Annotated in this window: 18 protein-coding genes; 5 read left to right on the top strand and 13 right to left on the bottom strand. The window is 69.9% G+C overall.

Annotation, left to right across the window (positions count from 1 at the left end):
- Positions 1-27 precede the first annotated feature (27 nt).
- On the top strand, positions 28-234 hold the full coding sequence (locus NS3_RS19760) for a DUF3073 domain-containing protein (protein WP_040794344.1): 207 nt from the start codon (positions 28-30) through the stop codon (positions 232-234).
- 312 nt (positions 235-546) lie between these two features.
- Here NS3_RS19760 and purM read toward each other — a convergent pair whose 3' ends face one another.
- Both purM and purF read right to left on the bottom strand, forming a co-directional pair.
- On the bottom strand, positions 547-1,623 hold the full coding sequence (gene purM / locus NS3_RS19755; protein ID WP_067861903.1) for a phosphoribosylformylglycinamidine cyclo-ligase: 1,077 nt from the start codon (positions 1,621-1,623) through the stop codon (positions 547-549).
- A 142-nt stretch (positions 1,624-1,765) separates the two neighbouring features.
- Positions 1,766-3,346 (bottom strand): amidophosphoribosyltransferase, encoded by a 1,581-nt coding sequence (gene purF, locus NS3_RS19750; RefSeq protein WP_067861901.1) that lies wholly within the window; start codon positions 3,344-3,346, stop codon positions 1,766-1,768.
- A gap of 144 nt (positions 3,347-3,490) precedes the next feature.
- Here purF and NS3_RS19745 point away from each other — a divergent pair, with 144 nt between their 5' ends.
- On the top strand, positions 3,491-4,834 hold the full coding sequence (locus NS3_RS19745; RefSeq protein WP_307610418.1) for a YhgE/Pip domain-containing protein: 1,344 nt from the start codon (positions 3,491-3,493) through the stop codon (positions 4,832-4,834).
- Between the two features lie 80 nt (positions 4,835-4,914).
- Here NS3_RS19745 and NS3_RS19740 read toward each other — a convergent pair whose 3' ends face one another.
- The 4 genes from NS3_RS19740 to purL all read right to left on the bottom strand — a co-directional run bounded on the left by NS3_RS19740 (position 4,915) and on the right by purL (position 10,233).
- On the bottom strand, positions 4,915-5,307 hold the full coding sequence (locus NS3_RS19740; protein ID WP_067861898.1) for a sterol carrier family protein: 393 nt from the start codon (positions 5,305-5,307) through the stop codon (positions 4,915-4,917).
- A gap of 151 nt (positions 5,308-5,458) precedes the next feature.
- A complete protein-coding gene (locus NS3_RS19735; protein ID WP_067861896.1) occupies positions 5,459-6,109 on the bottom strand; it encodes a CPBP family intramembrane glutamic endopeptidase in 651 nt (216 codons plus the stop codon).
- Positions 6,106-7,842 carry an alpha/beta hydrolase gene (locus NS3_RS19730; protein WP_067861893.1) on the bottom strand — a complete coding sequence of 579 codons (1,737 nt, stop codon included), beginning with the start codon at positions 7,840-7,842 and terminating at the stop codon, positions 6,106-6,108. Before NS3_RS19730 ends, NS3_RS19735 begins: the two co-directional genes overlap by 4 nt.
- A 96-nt stretch (positions 7,843-7,938) precedes the next feature.
- The gene (gene purL / locus NS3_RS19725) at positions 7,939-10,233 is read right to left on the bottom strand and encodes a phosphoribosylformylglycinamidine synthase subunit PurL (protein WP_067861890.1); all 2,295 of its coding nucleotides are present in this window, start codon (positions 10,231-10,233) and stop codon (positions 7,939-7,941) included.
- 360 nt (positions 10,234-10,593) lie between these two features.
- On the opposite strand from purL, the gene NS3_RS19720 reads away from it, so the two are divergent.
- Entirely contained in the window at positions 10,594-11,934 is a 1,341-nt protein-coding gene (locus tag NS3_RS19720; protein ID WP_084495754.1) for a glycosyltransferase 87 family protein, read from the top strand.
- Here the strand turns inward: NS3_RS19720 and NS3_RS19715 are convergent.
- Both NS3_RS19715 and NS3_RS19710 read right to left on the bottom strand, forming a co-directional pair.
- Entirely contained in the window at positions 11,871-13,199 is a 1,329-nt protein-coding gene (locus tag NS3_RS19715; protein WP_067861887.1) for a M18 family aminopeptidase, read from the bottom strand. The two genes, NS3_RS19720 and NS3_RS19715, sit on opposite strands and share 64 nt — an antisense overlap.
- Before the next feature lie 76 nt (positions 13,200-13,275).
- The gene (locus NS3_RS19710) at positions 13,276-13,701 is read right to left on the bottom strand and encodes a MarR family winged helix-turn-helix transcriptional regulator (RefSeq protein WP_067861884.1); all 426 of its coding nucleotides are present in this window, start codon (positions 13,699-13,701) and stop codon (positions 13,276-13,278) included.
- 47 nt (positions 13,702-13,748) lie between these two features.
- Between NS3_RS19710 and NS3_RS19705 the strand changes: the two genes are divergently transcribed.
- Positions 13,749-14,834, top strand: coding sequence for a substrate-binding domain-containing protein (locus NS3_RS19705; protein WP_067861881.1), 1,086 nt, complete (start codon positions 13,749-13,751; stop codon positions 14,832-14,834).
- Here the strand turns inward: NS3_RS19705 and purQ are convergent.
- Together purQ and purS are read right to left on the bottom strand one after the other, a co-directional pair.
- The gene (gene purQ, locus NS3_RS19700) at positions 14,824-15,501 is read right to left on the bottom strand and encodes a phosphoribosylformylglycinamidine synthase subunit PurQ (RefSeq protein ID WP_067861878.1); all 678 of its coding nucleotides are present in this window, start codon (positions 15,499-15,501) and stop codon (positions 14,824-14,826) included. The genes NS3_RS19705 and purQ overlap by 11 nt on opposite strands.
- A complete protein-coding gene (purS, locus tag NS3_RS19695) occupies positions 15,498-15,734 on the bottom strand; it encodes a phosphoribosylformylglycinamidine synthase subunit PurS (RefSeq protein WP_040794334.1) in 237 nt (78 codons plus the stop codon). Before purS ends, purQ begins: the two co-directional genes overlap by 4 nt.
- 122 nt (positions 15,735-15,856) lie before the next feature.
- On the opposite strand from purS, the gene NS3_RS19690 reads away from it, so the two are divergent.
- Positions 15,857-16,507, top strand: a complete 651-nt coding sequence (locus NS3_RS19690) for an MBL fold metallo-hydrolase (RefSeq protein ID WP_067861875.1) — start codon at positions 15,857-15,859, stop codon at positions 16,505-16,507.
- A gap of 197 nt (positions 16,508-16,704) precedes the next feature.
- On the opposite strand, the gene NS3_RS29195 is transcribed toward NS3_RS19690, so the two are convergent.
- The 3 genes from NS3_RS29195 to NS3_RS19680 all read right to left on the bottom strand — a co-directional run bounded on the left by NS3_RS29195 (position 16,705) and on the right by NS3_RS19680 (position 20,024).
- A complete protein-coding gene (locus NS3_RS29195) occupies positions 16,705-16,938 on the bottom strand; it encodes a hypothetical protein (protein ID WP_157101433.1) in 234 nt (77 codons plus the stop codon).
- Between the two features lie 100 nt (positions 16,939-17,038).
- On the bottom strand, positions 17,039-17,740 hold the full coding sequence (locus NS3_RS19685; protein WP_067861872.1) for a DUF2334 domain-containing protein: 702 nt from the start codon (positions 17,738-17,740) through the stop codon (positions 17,039-17,041).
- Between the two features lie 130 nt (positions 17,741-17,870).
- Positions 17,871-20,024, bottom strand: a complete 2,154-nt coding sequence (locus NS3_RS19680; protein WP_067861869.1) for a S9 family peptidase — start codon at positions 20,022-20,024, stop codon at positions 17,871-17,873.
- Positions 20,025-20,176 lie beyond the last annotated feature (152 nt).

The raw sequence follows: 20,176 nt of genomic DNA, 5'->3' as shown, positions 1-20,176 counted from the left end.
CCCCGCTGTGACGCGAGGGGGTCAGCCATGGGCCGTGGCCGGGCTAAGGCAAAGCAGACCAAGGTTGCTCGAGAGCTCAAGTACAGCTCGACGCCAACCGACTTCGCGAGCCTTCAGCGCGAGCTCTCGGGACACCCCACCAAGCACAGTGGTGGCGTGTTGTCCGATGAGCACGACTCGGACGACTCCTTGTCCCGCTGGGACGAGGACGACTACGACGACTGGCGCCGCTGACTCGGAATCAACGTCAACAGGGGAGGCCGACGGGGCCTCCCTTTTGCACGTTGCCGGGTACGCGGCTCGGTCGAGCAGGCTTGCCAAGACAATTCGGTGGCCGGTGACCCTTTGTGGTTGCCGGGCAACGAATTTCGCCGGGTAGTCCCGAACGACGATTTCGTCGTCGCCGCAGCGCGGGCGTCCGGCAATTTCTCATCGATACCGATCAGCCGCGGAATTCACCGGAACCGGATTTTCCCTCGGCACGAAAAAAGGGCCGATCGTCCGCACAACGGATGATCGGCCCTTCTCGTCGGTCCGCGAAAAACCTCAGAATCGAGGATGCTCGCCCAGCAAATGGGCCCGCGCGGAATCGGCGTCCTTGGCTTTCTTCACGGTGCCCAGCGTCCAGCATTCGACGTGGCGGGCGGTCAGCACCGCCAGCGCGCGGTCGACATCCTCGGGCGCCACCACGGCGACCATGCCGACACCCATATTGAACGTCTTCTCCATCTCGGCCCGCTCGACCCGGCCGCGCTGGGCGATCATCTTGAACACCGGCGCCGGGTTCCAGGTGCCGCGATCGAGTTCGGCCACCAGGCCGGCCGGGATCACGCGCGCGAGGTTGGCCGCCAGGCCGCCGCCGGTCACGTGCGCGAAGGTGCGCACATCGGTCTCGGCGATCAGCGCCAGGCAGTCCTTGGCGTAGATGCGGGTCGGCTCGAGCAGTTCCTCACCGAGGGTGCGGCCGAACTCCTCGACGTGACCGGTCAGCGACATCCGGTCGATGTCCAGCAGCACCTTGCGGGCCAGGCTGTAGCCGTTGGAGTGCAGGCCCGAGGCGCCCATGGCGAGCACCACGTCGCCGGGGCGCACCCGGTCCGGACCGAGCACCGCGTCGGCTTCCACGACGCCCACGCCGGTGGCGGACAGGTCGTAGTCGTCGGGGTCCATCAGCCCGGGATGTTCGGCGGTCTCGCCGCCGAGCAACGCGCAGCCGGCCAGCACACAGCCCTCGGCGATGCCGGAGACCAGTTCGGCGACCTTCTCCGGGACAACCTTGCCGATGGCGATGTAGTCCTGCAGGAACAGCGGTTCGGCGCCGCAGACGACAAGGTCGTCGACCACCATGGCGACCAGGTCGAGTCCGACGGTGTCGTGCTTGTCCATGGCCTGGGCGACCGCGATCTTGGTGCCCACGCCGTCGGTGGAGGCGGCGAGCAGCGGCTCGCGGTAGCCACCCTTGAGCGCGAAGAGACCGGCGAACCCACCGAGGCCACCTTGGACTTCGGGGCGAGTGGCCTTCTTCGCCAATGGCCCGAACAACTCGACTGCGCGATCACCGGCTTCGATGTCCACGCCTGCCGCGGCGTACGAGGCGCCGCCGGTGGGGGTCTGTTCAGTCATTTTCGGGGAGAGCTCCAAACCGGATCGGCGGATACATGCCTGATCACGCTACCCGAACCGGATATCGGGCACGCATGGTGTCGGCCGCACGCGACCCGATCGCGAGACGGCTCGAGGACAGTAGTCAGGGTCGACTCGGTAGTCAGGGTCGACTCAGCGCGCTGGCGTTGGCATTGTCGCCGAGCAGAACCGATTCCGGCTGTCCGGTGAGCATGCCCTCCAGCAGATTCTTCCCGATGGAAGCTTCGGTCGGGAGCGGAATCGGATAATCGCCGTCGAAGCACGCGCAGCACAGTCGCGAGCGCGGCTGCTCGGTGGCGGCGATCATGCCTTCGGTGGAGATATAGCCGAGCGAATCCGCGCCGATGGAGCGCCGCACGGCCTCGACCATGTCCTGGTAACTGTCGTCGGCGCCCGCGCCGTTGGCGATCAGCTCGGCCCTGGAGGCGAAGTCGATGCCGTAGAAGCAGGGCCACTTGACCGGCGGAGAGGCGATGCGCACGTGGATCTCCAGCGCACCCGCCTCGCGCAGCATCCGGATCAGGGCGCGCTGGGTGTTGCCGCGCACGATCGAGTCGTCGACCACGACCAGGCGCTTGCCGCGGATGACCTCGCGCAGCGGATTGAGCTTGAGCCGGATGCCGAGCTGACGGATGGTCTGGCTGGGCTGGATGAAGGTGCGGCCCACGTAGGCGTTCTTCATCAGACCCTGGCCGTAGGGCACCCCGGAACCCTGGGCGTAGCCGACCGCGGCGGGCGTCCCGGATTCGGGCACCGGGATCACCAGATCGGCCTCGATCGGATGCTCCTTGGCGAGCCTGCGCCCGATCTCCACGCGGGTCGCGTGTACCGAGCGGCCGGCGATCGTGGAGTCCGGGCGGGCCAGGTACACGTACTCGAAGACACAGCCTTTGGGCTCGGGGTTGGCGAAGCGCATCGACCGCACGCCCTCGGCGTCGATGGCCAGCAGCTCGCCGGGTTCGATCTCGCGGACGAAGGCGGCGCCGACGATGTCGAGGGCGGCGGTCTCGCTGGCCACGACCCAGCCGCGCTCGAGCCTGCCCAGGCACAGCGGGCGTACGCCGTGCGGGTCACGCGCGGCGTAGAGGGTGTGCTCGTCCATGAAGGTCAGGCAGAACGCGCCGCGCAACTGCGGCAGCAGTGTCATCGCGGCCTGCTCGATGCTCGAGTCCGCGGCGGCGTGGGCCAGCAGCGCGGTCATCACATCGGAGTCGGAGGTGGCTCCCACCGGCTGCGGGCGGCCTTCGGCGACCGGCGTGCCGATCAGGCCGAGTTCCCGCGCGCGACCGGCCAGTTCGGCGGTGTTGACGAGATTGCCGTTGTGGCCGAGGGCCAGGCCGGAGCCGACGGCGGTGGTGCGGAAGATGGGCTGAGCGTTCTCCCAGGTCACCCCACCGGTGGTGGAGTAGCGACAGTGCCCGACGGCGATGTGACCGGGCATGGCGGCCAGCGTCTGCTCGTCGAACACCTGACTGACCAGGCCGAGATCCTTGAACACCAGGATCTGCTGACCGTCGGAGACGGCGATGCCCGCTGCTTCCTGGCCGCGATGCTGGAGCGCGTAGAGGCCGTAGTACGTGAGCTTTGCCACGTCCTCGCTCGGGGCCCAGACACCGAAAACACCACACTCCTCGCGTGGTTCGTTCTCGTCCTGGTCCGAGGTGGCGGCGACGTAGTCGGCCGCGGATTCGGCGTTGATCACCGTACGCTCCCTGTTCGGGCGGGCTTGGGGGCTCCAGCCATTCTACGGGTGTCGGCTGGTCGCGCGATCATCGCTTCGGCATACCGACGGCAATCACACTTCCGGCCGATGTGCCGACAGCCGCCTCGGCGGTACCTTTCGATCGTGACCATCGAGAACCAGCCGACGGAAAAGACCGAACCGTCCCGCCCGCGCGGGTCGCACACACTGCTGCGCGCGACGGTCTTTCCGCTGGTCGTGATCACACTGGTCGCGACCTTGCTGAGCTATCTGTACCTGGCCTACGTGGCCGATCCGGAGGAGAACCTGCACGGGTTCCCCGTGGCGCTGGTGAACATGGACGTCGGCGACACGCTCGGCACACCCGAAGAACCCAGGCAGGTGAATTTCGGCACACAGGTCGCCGAGGGCATCCTGGCCGAGGTTCCGGCCGACGAGATCGACCTGCGCGAGCTGGGCATCGGCGAGGCGCAACGGCAGTTGCGCAACGGGCAGGTGTACGGCGCGATCATCATCCCCGGCGATTTCAGCAAGCGCCTGGGCATCCTGGGCGTGGGCAGCGTGGTGCCCGGCGACATGGAGCAGCCGATCATCATCGTGCAGACCAATCCCCGGGTCGGCCCGTTCGCGACCACCATCGTCGACCGCATCGCCGATCAGATGTTCCCCCGGGTGAACGAGCAGGTCGGCAGACAGCTGACCGAGCAGGTGCGGGCCCAGCTCACCCCGCCCGACGGCGGCGAGCCCACCGAGATCAGCGGCGCGACCCAGCTCACCCTGGAATCCCCGCTCCGGCTGGTGCACGAGGAGTTCCGGCCGTTGCCCAGCGGCACCGGCGAGGGCTTGACCGCGTTCTTCTTCGCGCTGTTGCTGCTGCTCGTCGGCGTGATCGGCGCGATGACGATCCACACCATGGTCGACGCGGCGTTCGGTTTCGTTCCGACCGAGTACGGCCCCTGGTACGTGCACTTCCCGCCGACGCCGATCTCGCGGGTGCGCACCCTGGCGCTGAAATGGGGCGTGATGACCGTCGCGGCGATCGTCATCGCCGGGGTCTTCCTGGTGGTGGCGCACGCCCTCGACATGCCGGTCGAGCGCCCGCTGGCGCTGTACCTCTACAGCGCGCTGGCGATCATCGCGGTCGGGGTGACGGGCCTGTCCATGCTGGCGGCGTTCGGCTCGGCCGGTCTGCTGGTGAACCTGATCCTGTTCGTGGTGCTCGGCCTGCCCTCCTCGGGCGGCACCGTGCCGATCGAGGCGACGCCGAGCTACTTCGCCTGGCTGGCGACGTTCGAGCCCATGCACCAGGTGTACCTGTCCGTGCGCGCCATCCTGTACTTCAACGCCGACTTCACGGCCGGGCTGAGCCGCGGGCTGTGGATGACGATCTTCGGCCTGGTGTTCGGCGCGATCTTCGGCCTGGTGGTCACCCGCTTCTACGACCACAAGGGGTTGCACCGCAGCGCGGGCGAGCGCGTTCCCGCCTGAGCCGGGGCGCCCGGCGTGGGCTCGGCACGCGCTCGGGCGCGGACCGGGTGTGAGATCGGTCGCGGGCTGTTCGTCGCCTACTATTCAGCGGGCGGTCGCGTGATCGGCAGCCAGCGCGCGATCTCGCCCGCCCGGCTTCCCGACGCCGTGACCACCCCGTCCTCTACCGCGCGGGCGAATTCCGACAGTCCCGTGGCCAGCAGCAACCAGGTGCGTGGATCGGTCTCCACGACATTGGGCGGCGTCCCGCGCGTGTGCCTCGGCCCCTCCACGCACTGCACCGCGACGAACGGCGGTACCCGCACCTCCACGGAGTGGCCCGGCGCGGAATCCGCCAGCGCCCGCGCGGTCGCCCGCACCGCGGCCGCGATCTCCGCGCGCGTCGGCGCGGCCGACCGCTCGTCGCGCAACCACTCGCCCACCGCCGCCACCGCGGCCAGCAACTCCCCCGGATCAACTCTGCGCCGTGCCACCCGCCGAGGCTACCGCCGTCCTCGCCGGCCGCTGCCACGACGTCTCGGTCCTGCGACGACACCGACCGGCTTCGGGAGGTGTCCGTTGCCCACACCGTCGACGCCGCGGACCGCTCGCTACCGGCACACGGGAACAGTGCCCGGTGGCGCGCTATCCGCCGAGCCGAACGAGGGTGGCGATCACCGCTCCGGTGGCATCGAGGGTCAAGTGCAGCAGGGCGGGGGCGGCGGTGCTGTGGGCGTAGCGGTTCAGCAGGGTGAACAGGGCGCCCGCGGCGGTGGTGGCGACGACGGTGGGAATCACCGGATCACCCGCGCTGCGGGCGGGGTGGACGTGCCAGAGGCCGAAGGCGGCCGCGCCGAGGAACAGGGCCGGGCGGGGGCCGAACCGGTCGGCCAGGAGCGGGTCGAGGGTGGCGCGGAAGACGAGTTCCTCGACCAGAACGGTGCCGAACGGGATGTGCACGGCGATCCATTCCGCCGGTGACACCTCCGGCACGCGGGCGGGGGTCTCGATGAGGGCGGAGCGCACCGGGGCGACGGCGAGCGCGGCGGCGGCGCCGGTCGCGAGGACCGAGCTCACCGTGAGCCCTACCCGAACGCCCTCGGTGGAACGCCAGTTCGGCCGACCCCCCAGGATGGCGGCGTAACCGGCGGCGAAGCCCAGGTGGGCCAGGGTGCGGCCGCGGCGGCCCAGGCCGAGCGCGGGGGCGATCCGGTTGTTCCACAGCGGCGGGGCGATCAGCGCGGCGACTGCGGGGAGCGACCGGATCGCGTGCCCGCGGGAAAAGCGCCGGCTCACTTGGTGGCTCGTTCGAAGTCCTCGGCCGACTCCAGCTGGAAACGCACCCGTTCGGCGAGTTCGGGGGTCCAGCCGGCGGGCTGGGCGATGGCGGCCCAGGCGTCGACGACCAGGCTGCCGTAGCGATGGCCGTGACCGTCGGAGACACCCTGAGCGTTGGTGAGGTCGGCGGTGACCTGCCAGAAGGTGATGAACGGCGCCCAGCGCATCTGCGAGGACACATCCGAACCGCGCGGTTCCGCCAGCCAGTCGGGGCGGGAGAAGATCAGGTCAGGCGACCACCAGACGATCGGGTCGGAGGCGTGCTGGAGGTAGGCGATGCGCGGCGACTGCCATTCCGGGCCGGGCACCGCCAGATCCGGTGCGTCGGCGGCGAAGCGCACGACCAGCCCGTCGGCGTACACCGGCAGTACCTCCGGCGAGCCGGGGTCGCGGCGATCGACGATCTGCTTCCACAGCCGGTTGGAATTCGGCGGCCCGACCCACAGCGCGCCGTCGACCTTGCCGCGCAGATCCGCCAGCCCGGTGAACGCCTCCTCCGACCCTTGCGAACCGAGGCTCTCCCCGTAGACGAACAGCTTCGGCCTGCCCTCCACCGGCTCACGCGACCAGCGCTGGTACACCGCGTCGAAGATCTGCCTGCCCGCCGAGGCGGCCTTGCTCTTGTCCGCCAGGAACGACAGCACACTGGGCAGATACGAGTACTGAGTGGCCAGTATCGCGCTGTCCCCGCCGTACATGTACTCGATCGCGCCCGCGGCCATCGAGTTCACCCAGCCGGTGCCGGTGCTGGTGGCCACGACCAGCACCTTCCGGTCGAAAGCGCCCGCGCGGTCGAGCTCGCGCACCGCCAGCTCGGCTTGGGTCTCCGCACCTTCGGCGGATTCCAGGCCGACGTAGGCGCGGATGGGCTCTCGAGCGGGACGGCCGGTGACCGCGGCGATCCGGCTCGCGGTGGGCCCCTGCGAGACGAACCAGCGCCCCTCGAAACCCAGGGTGTCCCAGGCCGCGAAGGAATCCGGGCTGCCCGAGCGCTGCGGCAGTTGCGGCTGCACCGCGTTGGGCGAGGTGTGATCGTTGCGCACGCTGAACGCCGAGTTGGCGACGGCGAAGAAGGCCCGGGTGGCGACGCCGTTGAAGATCGTGGTCGCCACCACCACCAGCACCAGCGCGCCGACGGCGGGGGCCAGCTCGCGCGGCACCCGCACCCAGCGGTTGAGGTGCCTGGCCAGGAAGAGCACCATCTCGCGGACTGTGCGGTAGACGGCCACCACCACGACGCCGATCACCAGGCTCAGCAGCCCGGTACGCAGGTAGGCGGGGGTGGTGGTGCCCTCCATGCCCATCAGCGCGGTGATCTCGCGCTGCCAGCGCGCCGACTGCACCAGCATCAGCGCCGCGGTCAGCCCGGCGGTCACCAGCACCGCCGTCTTCACCGCGTAGAGCACCCAGGTCGGCGCGGGCGGAATCCTGGTGAGCCTGGGCCGGATCCAGGAACGGAAGCCCCACTCCAGCAGACAGCCCAGGCCGTAGCCGAGCGCGGCGTTGACCCCGCTGATCAGCCCTTGGAAGAGCCAGTCACGCGGCACCAGGGACGGGGTCACCGACAGCGCGAAGAACAGCGTGGCGACGACCATTCCGACGTAATTGAGGTCGATGACGACCTCGGCCCGGCGCGCCAGGACGGCGCCGCGCGTACGCAGCCTCGTCAAGGTGTCCGCTTTCTCGAGCACCCGAACAGTATGCGTGGTCGGTCCGGATACCTGCCCGGCGCAGCCCGGCCTGCCACGGAGTGGCCGGACGGCCGCGACCGGATGCCGGTTGTCCGCTCAGACTGTCTGCGCGCCGAACAGTTTCGGCAGGGTGCCCTCGAAGGCCGCACGCAGCTCGGTCATCGGGATGGAGAACTGCCCCTGCACCTCGATCTCCTCGGAGCCCTGATCGACCACGCCGATGCGGACCCACGGCAGCTGCCTGGCCTCGCACATCTTGGTGAACCGGGTCTCCTCCGAGCGCGGCACCGCCACCAGCACGCGACCGGCCGATTCCGAGAACAGCGTCACGAACGGGTCGGCGCCCTCGGGCAGCAGAATGCGGCAGCCGGTCTCTCCCGCCAGCGCGGCCTCGATGACCGCCTGGGCCAGACCGCCCTCGGACAGGTCGTGCGCGGCCGAGATCATGCCGTCGCGCGAGCCGGCGACCAGCACCTCGGCGATCAGCTGCTCACGGGCGAAGTCGACCTTCGGCGGCACGCCGCCGAGATGATCGTGGACGACCTGCGCCCAGATCGAGCCGCCGAACTCGTCGTGGGTGTCGCCGAGCAGGATCAGCGTCTCGCCGGGCTCGAGGCCCAGACCGGTGGGGATGCGCCGGTGCACGTCGTCGATGACGCCGAGCACCCCGACCACCGGGGTCGGCAGGATCGCGTCCTGACCGGTCTGGTTGTAGAAGCTGACATTGCCGCCGGTCACCGGAATGCCCAGGGCCACACAGCCGTCGGCCAGGCCGCGCACGGCCTGCTGGAACTGCCACATCACGCCGGGATCCTCGGGCGAACCGAAGTTCAGGCAGTTGGTGACGGCCTTCGGGGTCGCCCCGGTGGTGGCGACATTGCGGAACGCCTCGGCCAGCGCCAGCTGCGCGCCGGTGTACGGGTCGAGCTTGGTGTAGCGGCCGGAGGCGTCGGTGGCCAGGGCGATGCCGCGGCCGGACTCCTCGTCGATGCGGATGACGCCGGCGTCGGCGTTCTCGGCGAGCACCGTGTTGCCGCGCACGTAGCGGTCGTACTGCTCGGTGATCCACTTGCGGCTGCACAGCTGCGGGCTGGAGATCATCCTCAGCAGCGTCTCGCGCAGTTCCTCGCCGGTCTTCGGCCGGGCCAGCGCGTCGGCGGCGTCGGCGATCAGCGCGTCCTGGTAATCGGGACGCCGCACCGGGCGCTCGTAGACCGGGCCCTCGTGGGCGACGGTGCGCGGCGGCACGTCCACCACGGTCTCGCCGTGCCAGCTGACGACCAGGCGATCACCGTCGGTGACCTCGCCGATCACCGTGGCCAGCACGTCCCACTTGGCGCAGACCGCCATGAAGGCGTCGACGTTCTCCGGGGTCACCACGGCGCACATGCGCTCCTGGGACTCGCTGGAGAGCACCTCGGCCGGGGTCATGCCGGTCGCGCGCAGCGGTACCTTGTCCAGTTCGATGAACATGCCGCCGTCGCCGGCCGCCGCGAGTTCGGAGGTGGCGCAGGACAATCCGGCGCCGCCGAGGTCCTGGATGCCGACCACCAACTCGGCCGCGTACAGCTCGAGACAGCACTCGATGAGCACCTTCTCGGTGAACGGGTCGCCCACCTGGACGCTGGGCAGCTTCTTGCGCCCGGAGCCCGACTCGTCACCGGAGAAGGTGTCCGAGGCGAGCACGGACACGCCGCCGATGCCGTCGAGACCGGTGCGCGCGCCGAACAGGATGATCTTGTTGCCGGTGCCGGAGGCGAAGGCCAGGTGCAGGTCCTCGACCCGCATCACGCCCGCGCACAGCGCGTTGACCAGCGGGTTGCCCTGGTAGGAGGCGTCGAAGACGGTCTCGCCGCCGACATTCGGCAGGCCGAGGGAGTTGCCGTAGCCGCCGACACCACGCACCACGCCGTCGACCACGCGACGGGTGTCGGGGGCGTCGGCCGCGCCGAAGCGCAACTGGTCCATCACCGCGATCGGGCGCGCGCCCATCGCCATGATGTCGCGCACGATGCCGCCGACGCCGGTGGCCGCGCCCTGGTAGGGCTCCACGTAGGAGGGGTGGTTGTGGCTCTCCACCTTGAAGGTGACCGCCCAGCCGTCGCCGATGTCGACCACGCCCGCGTTCTCGCCGATGCCCGCCAGCATGGAGGCGCGCATCTCGTCGGTGGTGGTCTGACCGAAATAGCGCAGGTGCACCTTGGAGGACTTGTACGAGCAGTGCTCGCTCCACATCACCGAGTACATCGCCAGCTCGGCGTCGGTCGGCCTGCGACCGAGGATCTCTTTGATGCGGGCGTACTCGTCGTCCTTGAGACCCAGTTCTTTGTAGGGTTGCGCGACCTCGGGGGTTGCTGCGGCTGCGCTGACGGTGTCGACCTGCGGAGTCACGGAGTACCAGGGTCCTTTCGGCCGGGCATTGTGAAGCGACGAGCTCCGGTCCCGTCGACATGACGGGAGGGCGGGCTCAGTCTACGGGTCACCCGCGACGGCCCCGCAGGTGAGGGCCCCGCCGACGGCCGCGGGGGCACACTCGGACATACCGGGCACGCCCCGCCGACAACCGATTCCCCGTCCACTGCGGTCGCTGCGCCGTTGCCGCGGGCGCGCAGCGCACCCGAGATCGCGCGCGGCACAGAGTGTCCGCGCACCACACAGCCGGTCAGGAACAGAGCACCGCCCGTGACCGTGCGGTTGCCCGGACTCCGAACTCCGGGCCGGGCAAGGGGAGCGCACCGGTACTCTGGGCGGGTGAACGAACGATCGGGGGTGGCCGAGCAGGCCGCGAAGCCTGCCGACCTGGGCACCCCCCACCCCGACAGCGCCGAATCCCCCTCCCGCCGATCGGCAGAACCCGCGGCCGGGCCCGCGGGTTCGCGGCTGCGCCTATTGGCCGCGGCGCTCGCGCTCTTCGCCGTCTCCGCGCTGGTCTCGCTGCTGGCGCACTGGTGGAGCGGATACATCGACCTGCAGGTCTACCGCAACGGCGCCCGGGTGTGGCTGGACGGCGGCGAGCTGTACGGGCCGATGCCGCCGGTCGCGGGGATCGGACTGCCGTTCACCTATCCGCCGCTGGCCGCGCTGTTCTTCGCCCCGCTGGCGCTGATGCCGCTGGTACTGGCCGAGGTCGTCGTGTTGCTCACCTCGCTCGGCTGCCTCGGCCTGACGCTGTGGCTGGTGCTCGCCCGGCTGCGCCCCGGCCTGGACCCGCGCGTGGCGGTGCCGGTGGTGATCGCCGCGCTGGCGCTGGCGCTCTACCTGGAACCGGTGCGCCAGACCTTCGGCTTCGGTCAGATCAACCTGGTGCTGATGGCCGCGGTCGCGGTGGACTGCCTGGTGCGCAAGCCTTTCTGGCCGCGCGGCATGCTCATCGGTATCACGGTGTCCATCAAGCTGATTCCGGGCGGCTTCCTGCTGTACTTCCTGCTGCGCCGGGACTGGAAGGCCGCGGGCACCATGGTGGTCTCCGCGATCGGCGCGGTCGGGCTGGGCTTCCTGCTGTTCCCGAGCGATTCGGTGGAGTACTGGTTCCGCACGCTCGCCGACACCGGCCGCATCGGTCCGCCCTACTTCGCGGGCAACCAGTCACTCAAGGGCCTGGCTTTCCGGCTCGGCGTCCCCGACACCGCGGCGACGGTCGTCTGGCTCGTCCTCGCGGTGATCGCGGTGGCGCTGGCCGCGGTGTGGATGCACCATCTGATCCGGGCCGGGGCGCACGTCGCGGCGCTGCTGGTGAACGCGGCCGCGATCCTGCTGGTCTCCCCCGTCTCCTGGTCGCACCACTGGGTGTGGGCCGCGCCCGCCCTGCTGCTCACCGCCGAGGTGATCGTGCGCAGACGCGCGGGGCAGGCGCCGTGGCGGCTGTTCGCCGGCGTCGCGGGCGCGATCACCGTGCTGTATCTGATCGGGCCGCACTGGCTGCTGCCGCATTCCGAGGACCGCGAGCTCGACTGGGCGTGGTGGCAACAGATCATCGGCAGCAGCTACGTGCTGGTCACCCTGGGCGTACTCGCGGTCGCCGCGTTCACCTACCGGCCCGAGTCCGCGGCCTCGCCTTCGGGCGCCGAGAACGCGGCCAGCGCGGCGGCGTAGGAGACCACGTCGGCCGCGCCCATCAGTTCGCGCGCCGAATGCATCGCCAGCTGCGGCGCTCCCACGTCCACGGTCGGCATACCGGTGCGCGCCGCGGTCATCGGGCCGATCGTGGAACCACAGGGCAGATCCGCGCGATGCACATAGCGCTGCAACCGGACTCCGGCCTGGGCACAGGCCAGCGCGAACGCGCCCGCGCCGGTGGCGTCGGTGGCGTAGCGCAGGTTCTGATTGACCTTGAGCACCGGTCCGCCGTTGACCTCGATGCGGTGCGCGGGTTCGTGGCGCTCGGGGTAGTTCGGATGGGTGGCATGCGCCATGTCCCCGGACGCGCAGATCGAACCGGCCAGCGCGGCCAGGTATTCGGCGCGGCCGCCGCCCCGGGTGAGCACGATGCGCTCGAGCACGGCGGGCAGCAGATCCGACTGCGCGCCGCGGTCGGACTGGCTGCCGACCTCCTCGTGATCGAACATGGCCAGCACCGGGGTGGCCGTGCCGGGCGCGGCGGCCGCGGCCAGGAACCCGTGCAGACCGGCGTAGCAGGTGCCTTGATTGTCCAGCCGCGGCGCGCTGACCAGGTCGCGTTCGCGGCCGACCAGGCGGCTCGGGGCCAGATCGTGGGTCATCAGTTCCCAGCCGAGCACCGATTCCGGTGGCACTGCGGCATATTCGGCGACCACATCCAGGAACGCGCCGCCCGTTTCGCCGACGCCCCAGATGGCGTTGACGTGGCGCTGCGGATCGAGACTGACCCCGCGCCGGTCCTCGGACAGGTGGATCGCCAGTTGCGGCACCCGCAGAATCGGATCGTCGATGCGGACCAGTTCGGTGCGCACGGAGTTGCCGTCGCGGACGGTCAAGCGGCCGGACAATCCCAGCTCACGGTCGAGCCAGGAGTTCAGCCACGCGCCGCCGTAGGGCTCGAGGCCGACCATCCGCCACCCGGCCGAGACCAGGTCGGGATGCTGCTTGACGCGCAGGTTGGGACTGTCGGTGTGCGCGCCGACCACCCGGAACGGCGTGGCGGCGGAGCCGGGGGTGTCGGCCCAGGCCACCAGCGAACCTCCGCGCACCACGTAGTACCTGCCCGGTGCACCCGCGGTCCACGCGGCGGATTCCGACAACCGGGTGAAACCCGCCGCGTCGAGTTCGGCGGCGACGGTCCGGCAGACGTGGAACGGCGAGGGCGAGGCGTCGATGAAAGCGCACAGCCCTTCGGCGGTGGCGGTGGTGGTCGGGGTGGTCGGGGTGGCGGCAACTGGCATACCGCCGATCCTAGGCAGCACCGCCCGCGACGCCGGGAAAGACCACGGTGCCGGGACGGTCCGCGGCTCGCCGCGCTCAGGCCTCGGCGACGACCTCGAGCAGCCGCAACAGCTCCTCGTAGCGGCGCGCGCCCAGCGTCGTCCGTACCCGCTGTTCGGCGAGCGCCTCGTCGGCGCGCACCGCGGCGACCAGCTCCACACCGCGCGTGCTCAGCCCGATCAGGATGCGCCTGCGGTCCTCCTCGGCCGCGACCCGGAAGATGAGTCCGCGTTCGGCCAGATGGTCGGCGTGCCGGGTGGCCGAGGACGGCGCCAGCTGCGCCCTGGCCGCCAGCTGGCTCATGGTGATGCCGGTATCGGCGGACAGATTGCACAGCATCGACCACTGATCGGGCGAGAGTTGCCGCGCGCACAGGGTGTCGTCGAGGTGGCGCAGCCATCGGCGTTCCGCGGCGCGCAGCGCACCGTGCAATGTCGCGGTGCGGCTTACAATGGTGGTCATCGTTTTCCCGCCTGCCATTTTCGCTCGATCGAGAAGAAGAGTACCGAATGTCCGCGTACGGCGAGAGCGCCGAGGACACCGTCGAGATCCTCAACATAGTGCCGATGCGCGGACCGCTGGCGATCGCCGTCCCTTCCAGCGACAACGCGGTGTCGCTGGCCACCGAGGAGATCAACTCGGGCACCGGGATTCTCGGCCGCGAGATCCGCGTCACGAACATCGACGGCGGACGCGCGCCGGAACGTGTCGCGGCGGAGATCTCGGCGCTGCTGGCGACCGGCATGGTGCACGCCATCACCGGCTGGCACACCTCGGCGGTGCGGATGGCGGTGGCGGAGGCCAACAGCGGGCGCGTGCCGTATGTCTACGCCGCCTGTCACGAGGGCCTGCCGACGCCACCCGGCGTGCTGATGCTCGGCGAGCATCCGGCCGAGCACACCTTGGCGGCGCTGTCCTGGGCCCGCCGTGAACTCGGGGTGCAACGCTGGGCGATCATCGGCGCCGATTACGTCTGGCCGCGCGAACTCGCCAAGACGATGCGTCGGGAGGACGCGGAGTTCGGCGAGGTGGTGCTCGAACAGTTCCTGGCGCCGGGTCTCGGCGACTTCACCGACTTCCTGAACCACCCCGATCTGGACCGCGCCGAAGGCGTGCTGGTCCTGCTGCTCGGCGCCGACGCCGCGGCGTTCAACCGGCAGTTCGCCGCTTCGGGCCGGGACGGTACGCAGGTCAGGGTCGGCCCGTCGGTCGATGAGAACGTGCTGCTGGCGGGCGGTCCGACCGCGCACCGCAATCTCTACGTGCCCTCGAGCTTCTTCGTCGGTCAGTGCCGTGGCAACGATCTCAGGGCGCGATATCGCCGCCGCTTCGGAACCTTCACCCCGGGCCTGACGACCTTCAGCAACGCCGGGTACGAGGCCCTGCACACACTGCGCGAGGTCGCCGAGACCGCGGGCTCCCTCGAGGTGCCCGCCATCGAGCGGAGTGTCCGCGACAAGCCCGCCTTCGACGCACCGGACGGGCCGTGCTTCTTCCGTGGCAGGCAAGCCGTGCGCCCCAGCCGCCTGGCACGCGTCGATGGCGTCGACTTCGAGATCGTCGACACCCTCCACGGCGTCGGGATCAGGCCGTGACGAGGCTGTCGAGCACCGACAGGAACAGGCCGAGGCCGTCGTCACTGGGACCGGTCAACGGCTCGGTGGCGTGCTCGGGGTGCGGCATCAGGCCCACGACCCGGCCGTTGGCCGAGGCGATGCCCGCGATGCCGCGCTGCGAGCCGTTCGGGTTCTCACCCGCGTAGCGGAACACCACGCGGCCCTCGCCCTCGAGTTCGTCGAGCACCGCGGCCGAGGCCTGGTAGCGGCCCTCGCCGGACTTCAGCGGCACCAGGATCTGCGCGCCGGGTTCGTAACGGGAGGTCCAGGCGGTGTTCACCGACTCGACCGACAACCACTGGTCGCGGCAGATGAAGTGCAGGCCCTCGTTGCGGGTCAGCGCGCCGGGCAGCAGGCCCGCCTCGCAGAGCACCTGGAAGCCGTTGCAGATGCCCAGCACCGGCAGGCCCTGCCCGGCCGCCCGGACGACCTCGCCCATGACCGGCGCGAACCGGGCGATGGCGCCCGCGCGCAGGTAGTCGCCGTAGGAGAAGCCACCGGGCACGATCACCGCGTCGACGTTCTTCAGATCGGCGTCGGCGTGCCAGAGGTTCACCGCCTCGGAGCCGGCCAGCCGCACCGCCCGCGCCGCGTCGACGTCGTCGAGGGTGCCGGGGAAGGTGATGACGCCGATGCGCGCGCTCACGAGAGCCGCACCACCTTCCACTCCTCGATGACGGTGTTGGCCAGCAGGCGCTCGGCGATCTGCTCGAGCTCGGCATCGCTGACGTCGTCGGCCACGTCGAGTTCGAACCGCTTGCCCTGGCGGACATCCGAGATGCCCTCGAATCCCAGGCGCGGGAGTGCGCCGACGATGGCCTGTCCCTGGGGGTCCAGGATCTCGGCCTTCGGCATCACCTCGACCACGACTCGTGCCACGAGTTGCTCCTAGCTCTGAGGACACCACCCGAGCAGGGTGGTGGTTGCGGGGAATACCCATGCAGCCTAGTTGTCCTCCGGTGTCCGGCCACCTGCGGGGTCGAGCCGCATAGCATGGCGCCATGCGCATAGCCCATTTCGGACACTCCTGCCTGCTCGTGGAGCTGCACGGCAAGAAGATCCTGTTCGATCCGGGGACGTTCTCCCACGGTTTCGAAGGCATCACCGGCCTGGACGCGATCGCGATCACCCATCAGCATCCCGACCACATCGACCCGGCACGCATCGACGCATTGACCGAGGCCAATCCCGGCGCGCGGCTGCTGTCGGACCCGCAGACCGCGGTACAGCGCGGCGGCCGCTGGGAGGCGGTGCGCGCGGGCAACGTCCTGGATCTCGACGGGCTGCGCATCACCGGCGGGGGCGGCAGGCACGCGGTCATCCATCCCGAGCTGCCGGTGATCGACAACACCGTCTTCCAGCTGGGGACGGCCGAGGACCCCGCACAGTTGGTGCACCCCGGCGATTCGCTGTGGGTGCCGCCGGTGCCGGTCGGCGTATTGGCCACGCCCGCGGCCGCGCCGTGGATGAAGATCAGCGAGGCGGTGGACTATCTGCGAGCGGTCAACCCGCGCACCGCGATTCCGATCCATTACGGCATCGTCGCCCCGGAGGCCAGGGGCATCTACTTCGGGCGGCTCACCGAAATGCGACCGGAGGGAACCGAGTTCACCGTGCTGCCCGCCGAGGACAGCCGCGACTTCCCGGCCTGATCCCCTTCTCCCGCGACTGTTTCGCGCCGCGACGAGCAAGGGCGAACGACTGCCGCCCCGCACCGGAGAACTCCGGTGCGGGGCGGCGGTCAAGAGAACGGCGGAACCGACTCAGATCGGATCGTCCGCGCTCAGCGAGACCATCAGTTCCACGATGAGTTCGAGCAGGCTATCCATGGTGCATCCTTTCGTCTGTGTCATGGGTGCTTGCACTGGGAGGTTTGCTCATTCGCGGTGATCACAAACCGCGCGGGCGAAATTTTCTCGAAAATCTTTCCCAGGCCACCGGATTGACCGGCCACGATCATCTGAAATCGCAGGAATCCGACCGAAACACCGGAAATCGCCGCCGACATCGTAGATAGCGGTGTGTTTGCACGCCGGGAATCGAACGCCGCGAATGCCGCCACCCACAGCCTGATTCGGATCACTCGGGCCGGGTATGCCGCCCGGCCGCGCCACTACCCGCGATCTTGGTCACAATTGCGCCGCGGAATCGCGACCCGAATTGTCATCCCCCGAGGAGCCGGCTCACGCCGCGCGGCGGACGGAGGCAGGCTCGCGGCGGTAGACCTCGCTGATCGCGCCGTGGTACAGCGCCAGATCCACCGCGTCGAGCATCGCCTGACGCGGGCCGGGGCGCTGGAGTTGAGCACCGGAGATCGCCAGCCGCAGCACACCGCCCCGGCGCGCGGTTCTGGCCGCGCCCATCACCAGTGCCCGGCACCACCAGGGCTCGGCACGGAACCCTTCGCCGATCCCGTAGACACGGGCCCGCTGCACGCTGCCGCGTTCGAGGTCGTAGATGCCGGTCAGACCGAGGGCGACCCGGAAGCCGACGTCGGGCAGCGCGTCCAGCGCGCCGTCCGAGGCGCTCCAGCGGGGCGCGGCGAACAAGCGGGTGCGCAACTCCACCTGCTCCATCACCCGGTCGGCGGCGGTCAGCCGTAGCCGCGCCTCATGGCGAGGCAGCGCGGCGAATTCCGCGCGGCGGCGCTTGGTGGCGGCCTGGTCGTAGCCGTGCAGCACGATCGCGTCCTCCCTGGCGCGCCTGCCGCGCAACCACGCCTGGGTGGCTGGGTCCTCGGTCAGCCGGTAGCCGCCTTTGAGCCGAGGTGCCACCAACAGCGAGAGCCGGACCCGCCGCCGATCCATCTCGGCGGCGAATTCGATCGCCGCATCGCGCGTGGTGTCCCTGATCCCCGACACGGAAACGATCAGCTCGGCGTTCATGACACCACGATGCCGGACGCACGTGTACACCCCGTGCAGCCGACATGACGGGGCGACGAACTCCCTGTCACGACGTCGGCAATACCGTCACACGGGCACCACCGGCACCGCGACGGCGCAGTCCGTCACCTCACGCGGCGAGACCGACGGTGTCGAGCACCCAGGCGAACTCGAAGGCGATTTCCTTCCACTTCGCGTACCGGCCGCTGACCCCGCCGTGCCCGGCGCTCATCTCGGTCTTGAGCAGCAGCGGCGCGTCGCCGGTGCGGGTGGCGCGCAGTTTGGCGACCCACTTGGCCGGCTCCACGTACAGCACCCTGGTGTCGTTGATGCTGGTGATCGCCAGAATCGCCGGGTAGTCCCCGGCCCGCACGTTCTCGTACGGCGAGTACGACTTCATGTACTCGTAGACGTCCTTGTCGGCCAGCGGGTTGCCCCACTCGTCCCACTCGATGACGGTGAGCGGCAACGACGGGTCGAGGATCGAGGTCAGAGGGTCGACGAACGGCACATTGGCCAGGATGCCCGCGAACAGCTCCGGCGCCAGATTGGCGACCGCGCCCATCAGCAGCCCGCCCGCGCTGCCGCCGTCGGCGACCAGGCGATCCGGCGCGGTGACCCCGGTCTCGATCAGGTGGCGGGCGCAGGCCACGAAGTCGGTGAAGGTGTTCTTCTTGCTGAGCGTCTTGCCGTTCTCGTACCAGAGCCTGCCCATCTCACCGCCGCCGCGCACATGCGCGACCGCGAACACCATGCCGCGGTCCAGCAGCGACAACCGCGCCACCGAGAAGCCCGGATCGATGCTCGACTCGTAGGAGCCGTAGCCGTAGAGCAGCAGCGGGCGGGCCTGCTCACCGGGATCGGCCGAGCCCTTGCGCCACACCACCGAGATCGGCACCCGGGTGCCGTCTTCGGCGACCGCCCAGTCCCGGCGCTGTTCGTAGTCGCCCGCGTCGTAGCCGCCGAGCACCGGTTGTTCCTTGCGCAGCAGCAGCGCGCCGGTGGCGGGCACGTAGTCGAAGACCTGCATCGGGGTGATGAACGAGGTCAGTCCGATGCGCAGGGTCGGCTGTTCCCATTCCGGGTTCCCGCCCATGCCGACGGAGAACAATTCGAGATCGAACTCCAGCTCGCGCAGCTCGCCGTAGCCGGACTCGGTGAGCGGCCAGACCGCGACCCGGGTCAGCGCCTCACGACGGTAGCTGAGCACCAGGTGGTCGGCGAAGGCGTCGATGTCCTCGAGCCGCACGTCGTCGCGGTGCTCGATGAGGGTACGCAGCTCGGACGGGTTGTCCACGGGCGCTTCGGTCAGCACGAAGTTCTGTGCCTTCACACCGTCGGCGCCGATGTCGTTGTGCAGGATCAGGAAACGGTCCACTCCGCCGATCACCGCGTGTTCGGCGGAGTACTCCACGCCCTCGCGGCGCGGCAGGATCACCCGGAACTCGCCTTCGGGATCGTCGGACTCCAGTACCCAGCCCTCGGTGGTGATCTTGGAGCCGACCCAGATCATCAGGTACTTCTCCGAGCGGGTCGCGCCGACGCTGACCCAGTAGCGCTCGTCGGGCTCGTGGAAGACCTTCACATCGGCGTCGGTGGCGGTGCCGAGGCGATGGCGCCAGACGGTGTCGGGTCGCCAGGATTCGTCGACGGTCTGGTAGAAGATGTGGGTCCCGTCCAGCGACCAGGTGGCCCCGGGCGCGGTGCCCGCGACCTCGTCGGGCAGCAGTTCGCCGGTGCGCAGATCCTTCACCCGCAGCGTGTAGCGCTCGTCGCCGACGGTGTCGACCGAGTAGGCCAGCAGATGGCCGTCGTGACTGATCGAGAACGCGCCGAGGGCGAAGAAATCGTGGCCTTCGGCGAGCGCGTTGCTGTCGAGCAGCACCTGCTCGCCGGGGATCTCCCGGTCGACCTCGAGCTGCGGCGGCGTCCACGCCTGTATCTCGCCCGCGCTCGCGTCGATCGGACACCGGCAGTGCACGCCGTACTGCTTGCCCTCGAAGCTGCGGGAGTAGTACCAGTACTCGCCCATGCGGGTCGGCACCGACAGGTCGGTCTCCTGGGTGCGCGACTTGATCTCCTCGAAGATCTTGTCCCGCAGCCCGGCCAGGTGCGCGGTCTGCGCCTCGGTGTAGGCGTTCTCGGCCTCGAGGTAGCCGATGACCTCGGGGCTCTCCTTGTCGCGCAGCCATTCGTACTCGTCGACGAAGACGTCGCCGTGATGGACCCGCTCGGTCGGCACCCGCTTGGCGATCGGCGCCGCCACCTGACTCTCGACAGACATGGGGTCCACCCTACTGATCCGGCGGCCACGCGCCGGATGGATCGGCGACGCCGCCCTCACCTCGCCACTAGGCTCGCCCCATGCCCTTCGCCACGGCCGCCCGTCTCGCCGCCCTGGCGCTCCGGCGTCGCACGGCAACGGCGCCTCCCACC

The organism is Nocardia shimofusensis NBRC 100134 (genome assembly GCF_001613125.1).
Lineage (GTDB): Bacteria > Actinomycetota > Actinomycetes > Mycobacteriales > Mycobacteriaceae > Nocardia > Nocardia shimofusensis.
This window is presented reverse-complemented; position numbering and strand designations above follow the sequence as displayed.

Coding starts and splice junctions, on each gene's coding strand:
- NS3_RS19715 (WP_067861887.1), bottom strand. CDS start 13,199: ATGCCAGTTGCCGCCACCCCGACCACCCCGACCACCACCGCCACCGCC.
- NS3_RS19705 (WP_067861881.1), top strand. CDS start 13,749: ATGTCCGCGTACGGCGAGAGCGCCGAGGACACCGTCGAGATCCTCAAC.
- NS3_RS19690 (WP_067861875.1), top strand. CDS start 15,857: ATGCGCATAGCCCATTTCGGACACTCCTGCCTGCTCGTGGAGCTGCAC.
- NS3_RS19710 (WP_067861884.1), bottom strand. CDS start 13,701: ATGACCACCATTGTAAGCCGCACCGCGACATTGCACGGTGCGCTGCGC.
- NS3_RS19685 (WP_067861872.1), bottom strand. CDS start 17,740: ATGAACGCCGAGCTGATCGTTTCCGTGTCGGGGATCAGGGACACCACG.
- purM (WP_067861903.1), bottom strand. CDS start 1,623: ATGACTGAACAGACCCCCACCGGCGGCGCCTCGTACGCCGCGGCAGGC.
- NS3_RS19760 (WP_040794344.1), top strand. CDS start 28: ATGGGCCGTGGCCGGGCTAAGGCAAAGCAGACCAAGGTTGCTCGAGAG.
- NS3_RS19680 (WP_067861869.1), bottom strand. CDS start 20,024: ATGTCTGTCGAGAGTCAGGTGGCGGCGCCGATCGCCAAGCGGGTGCCG.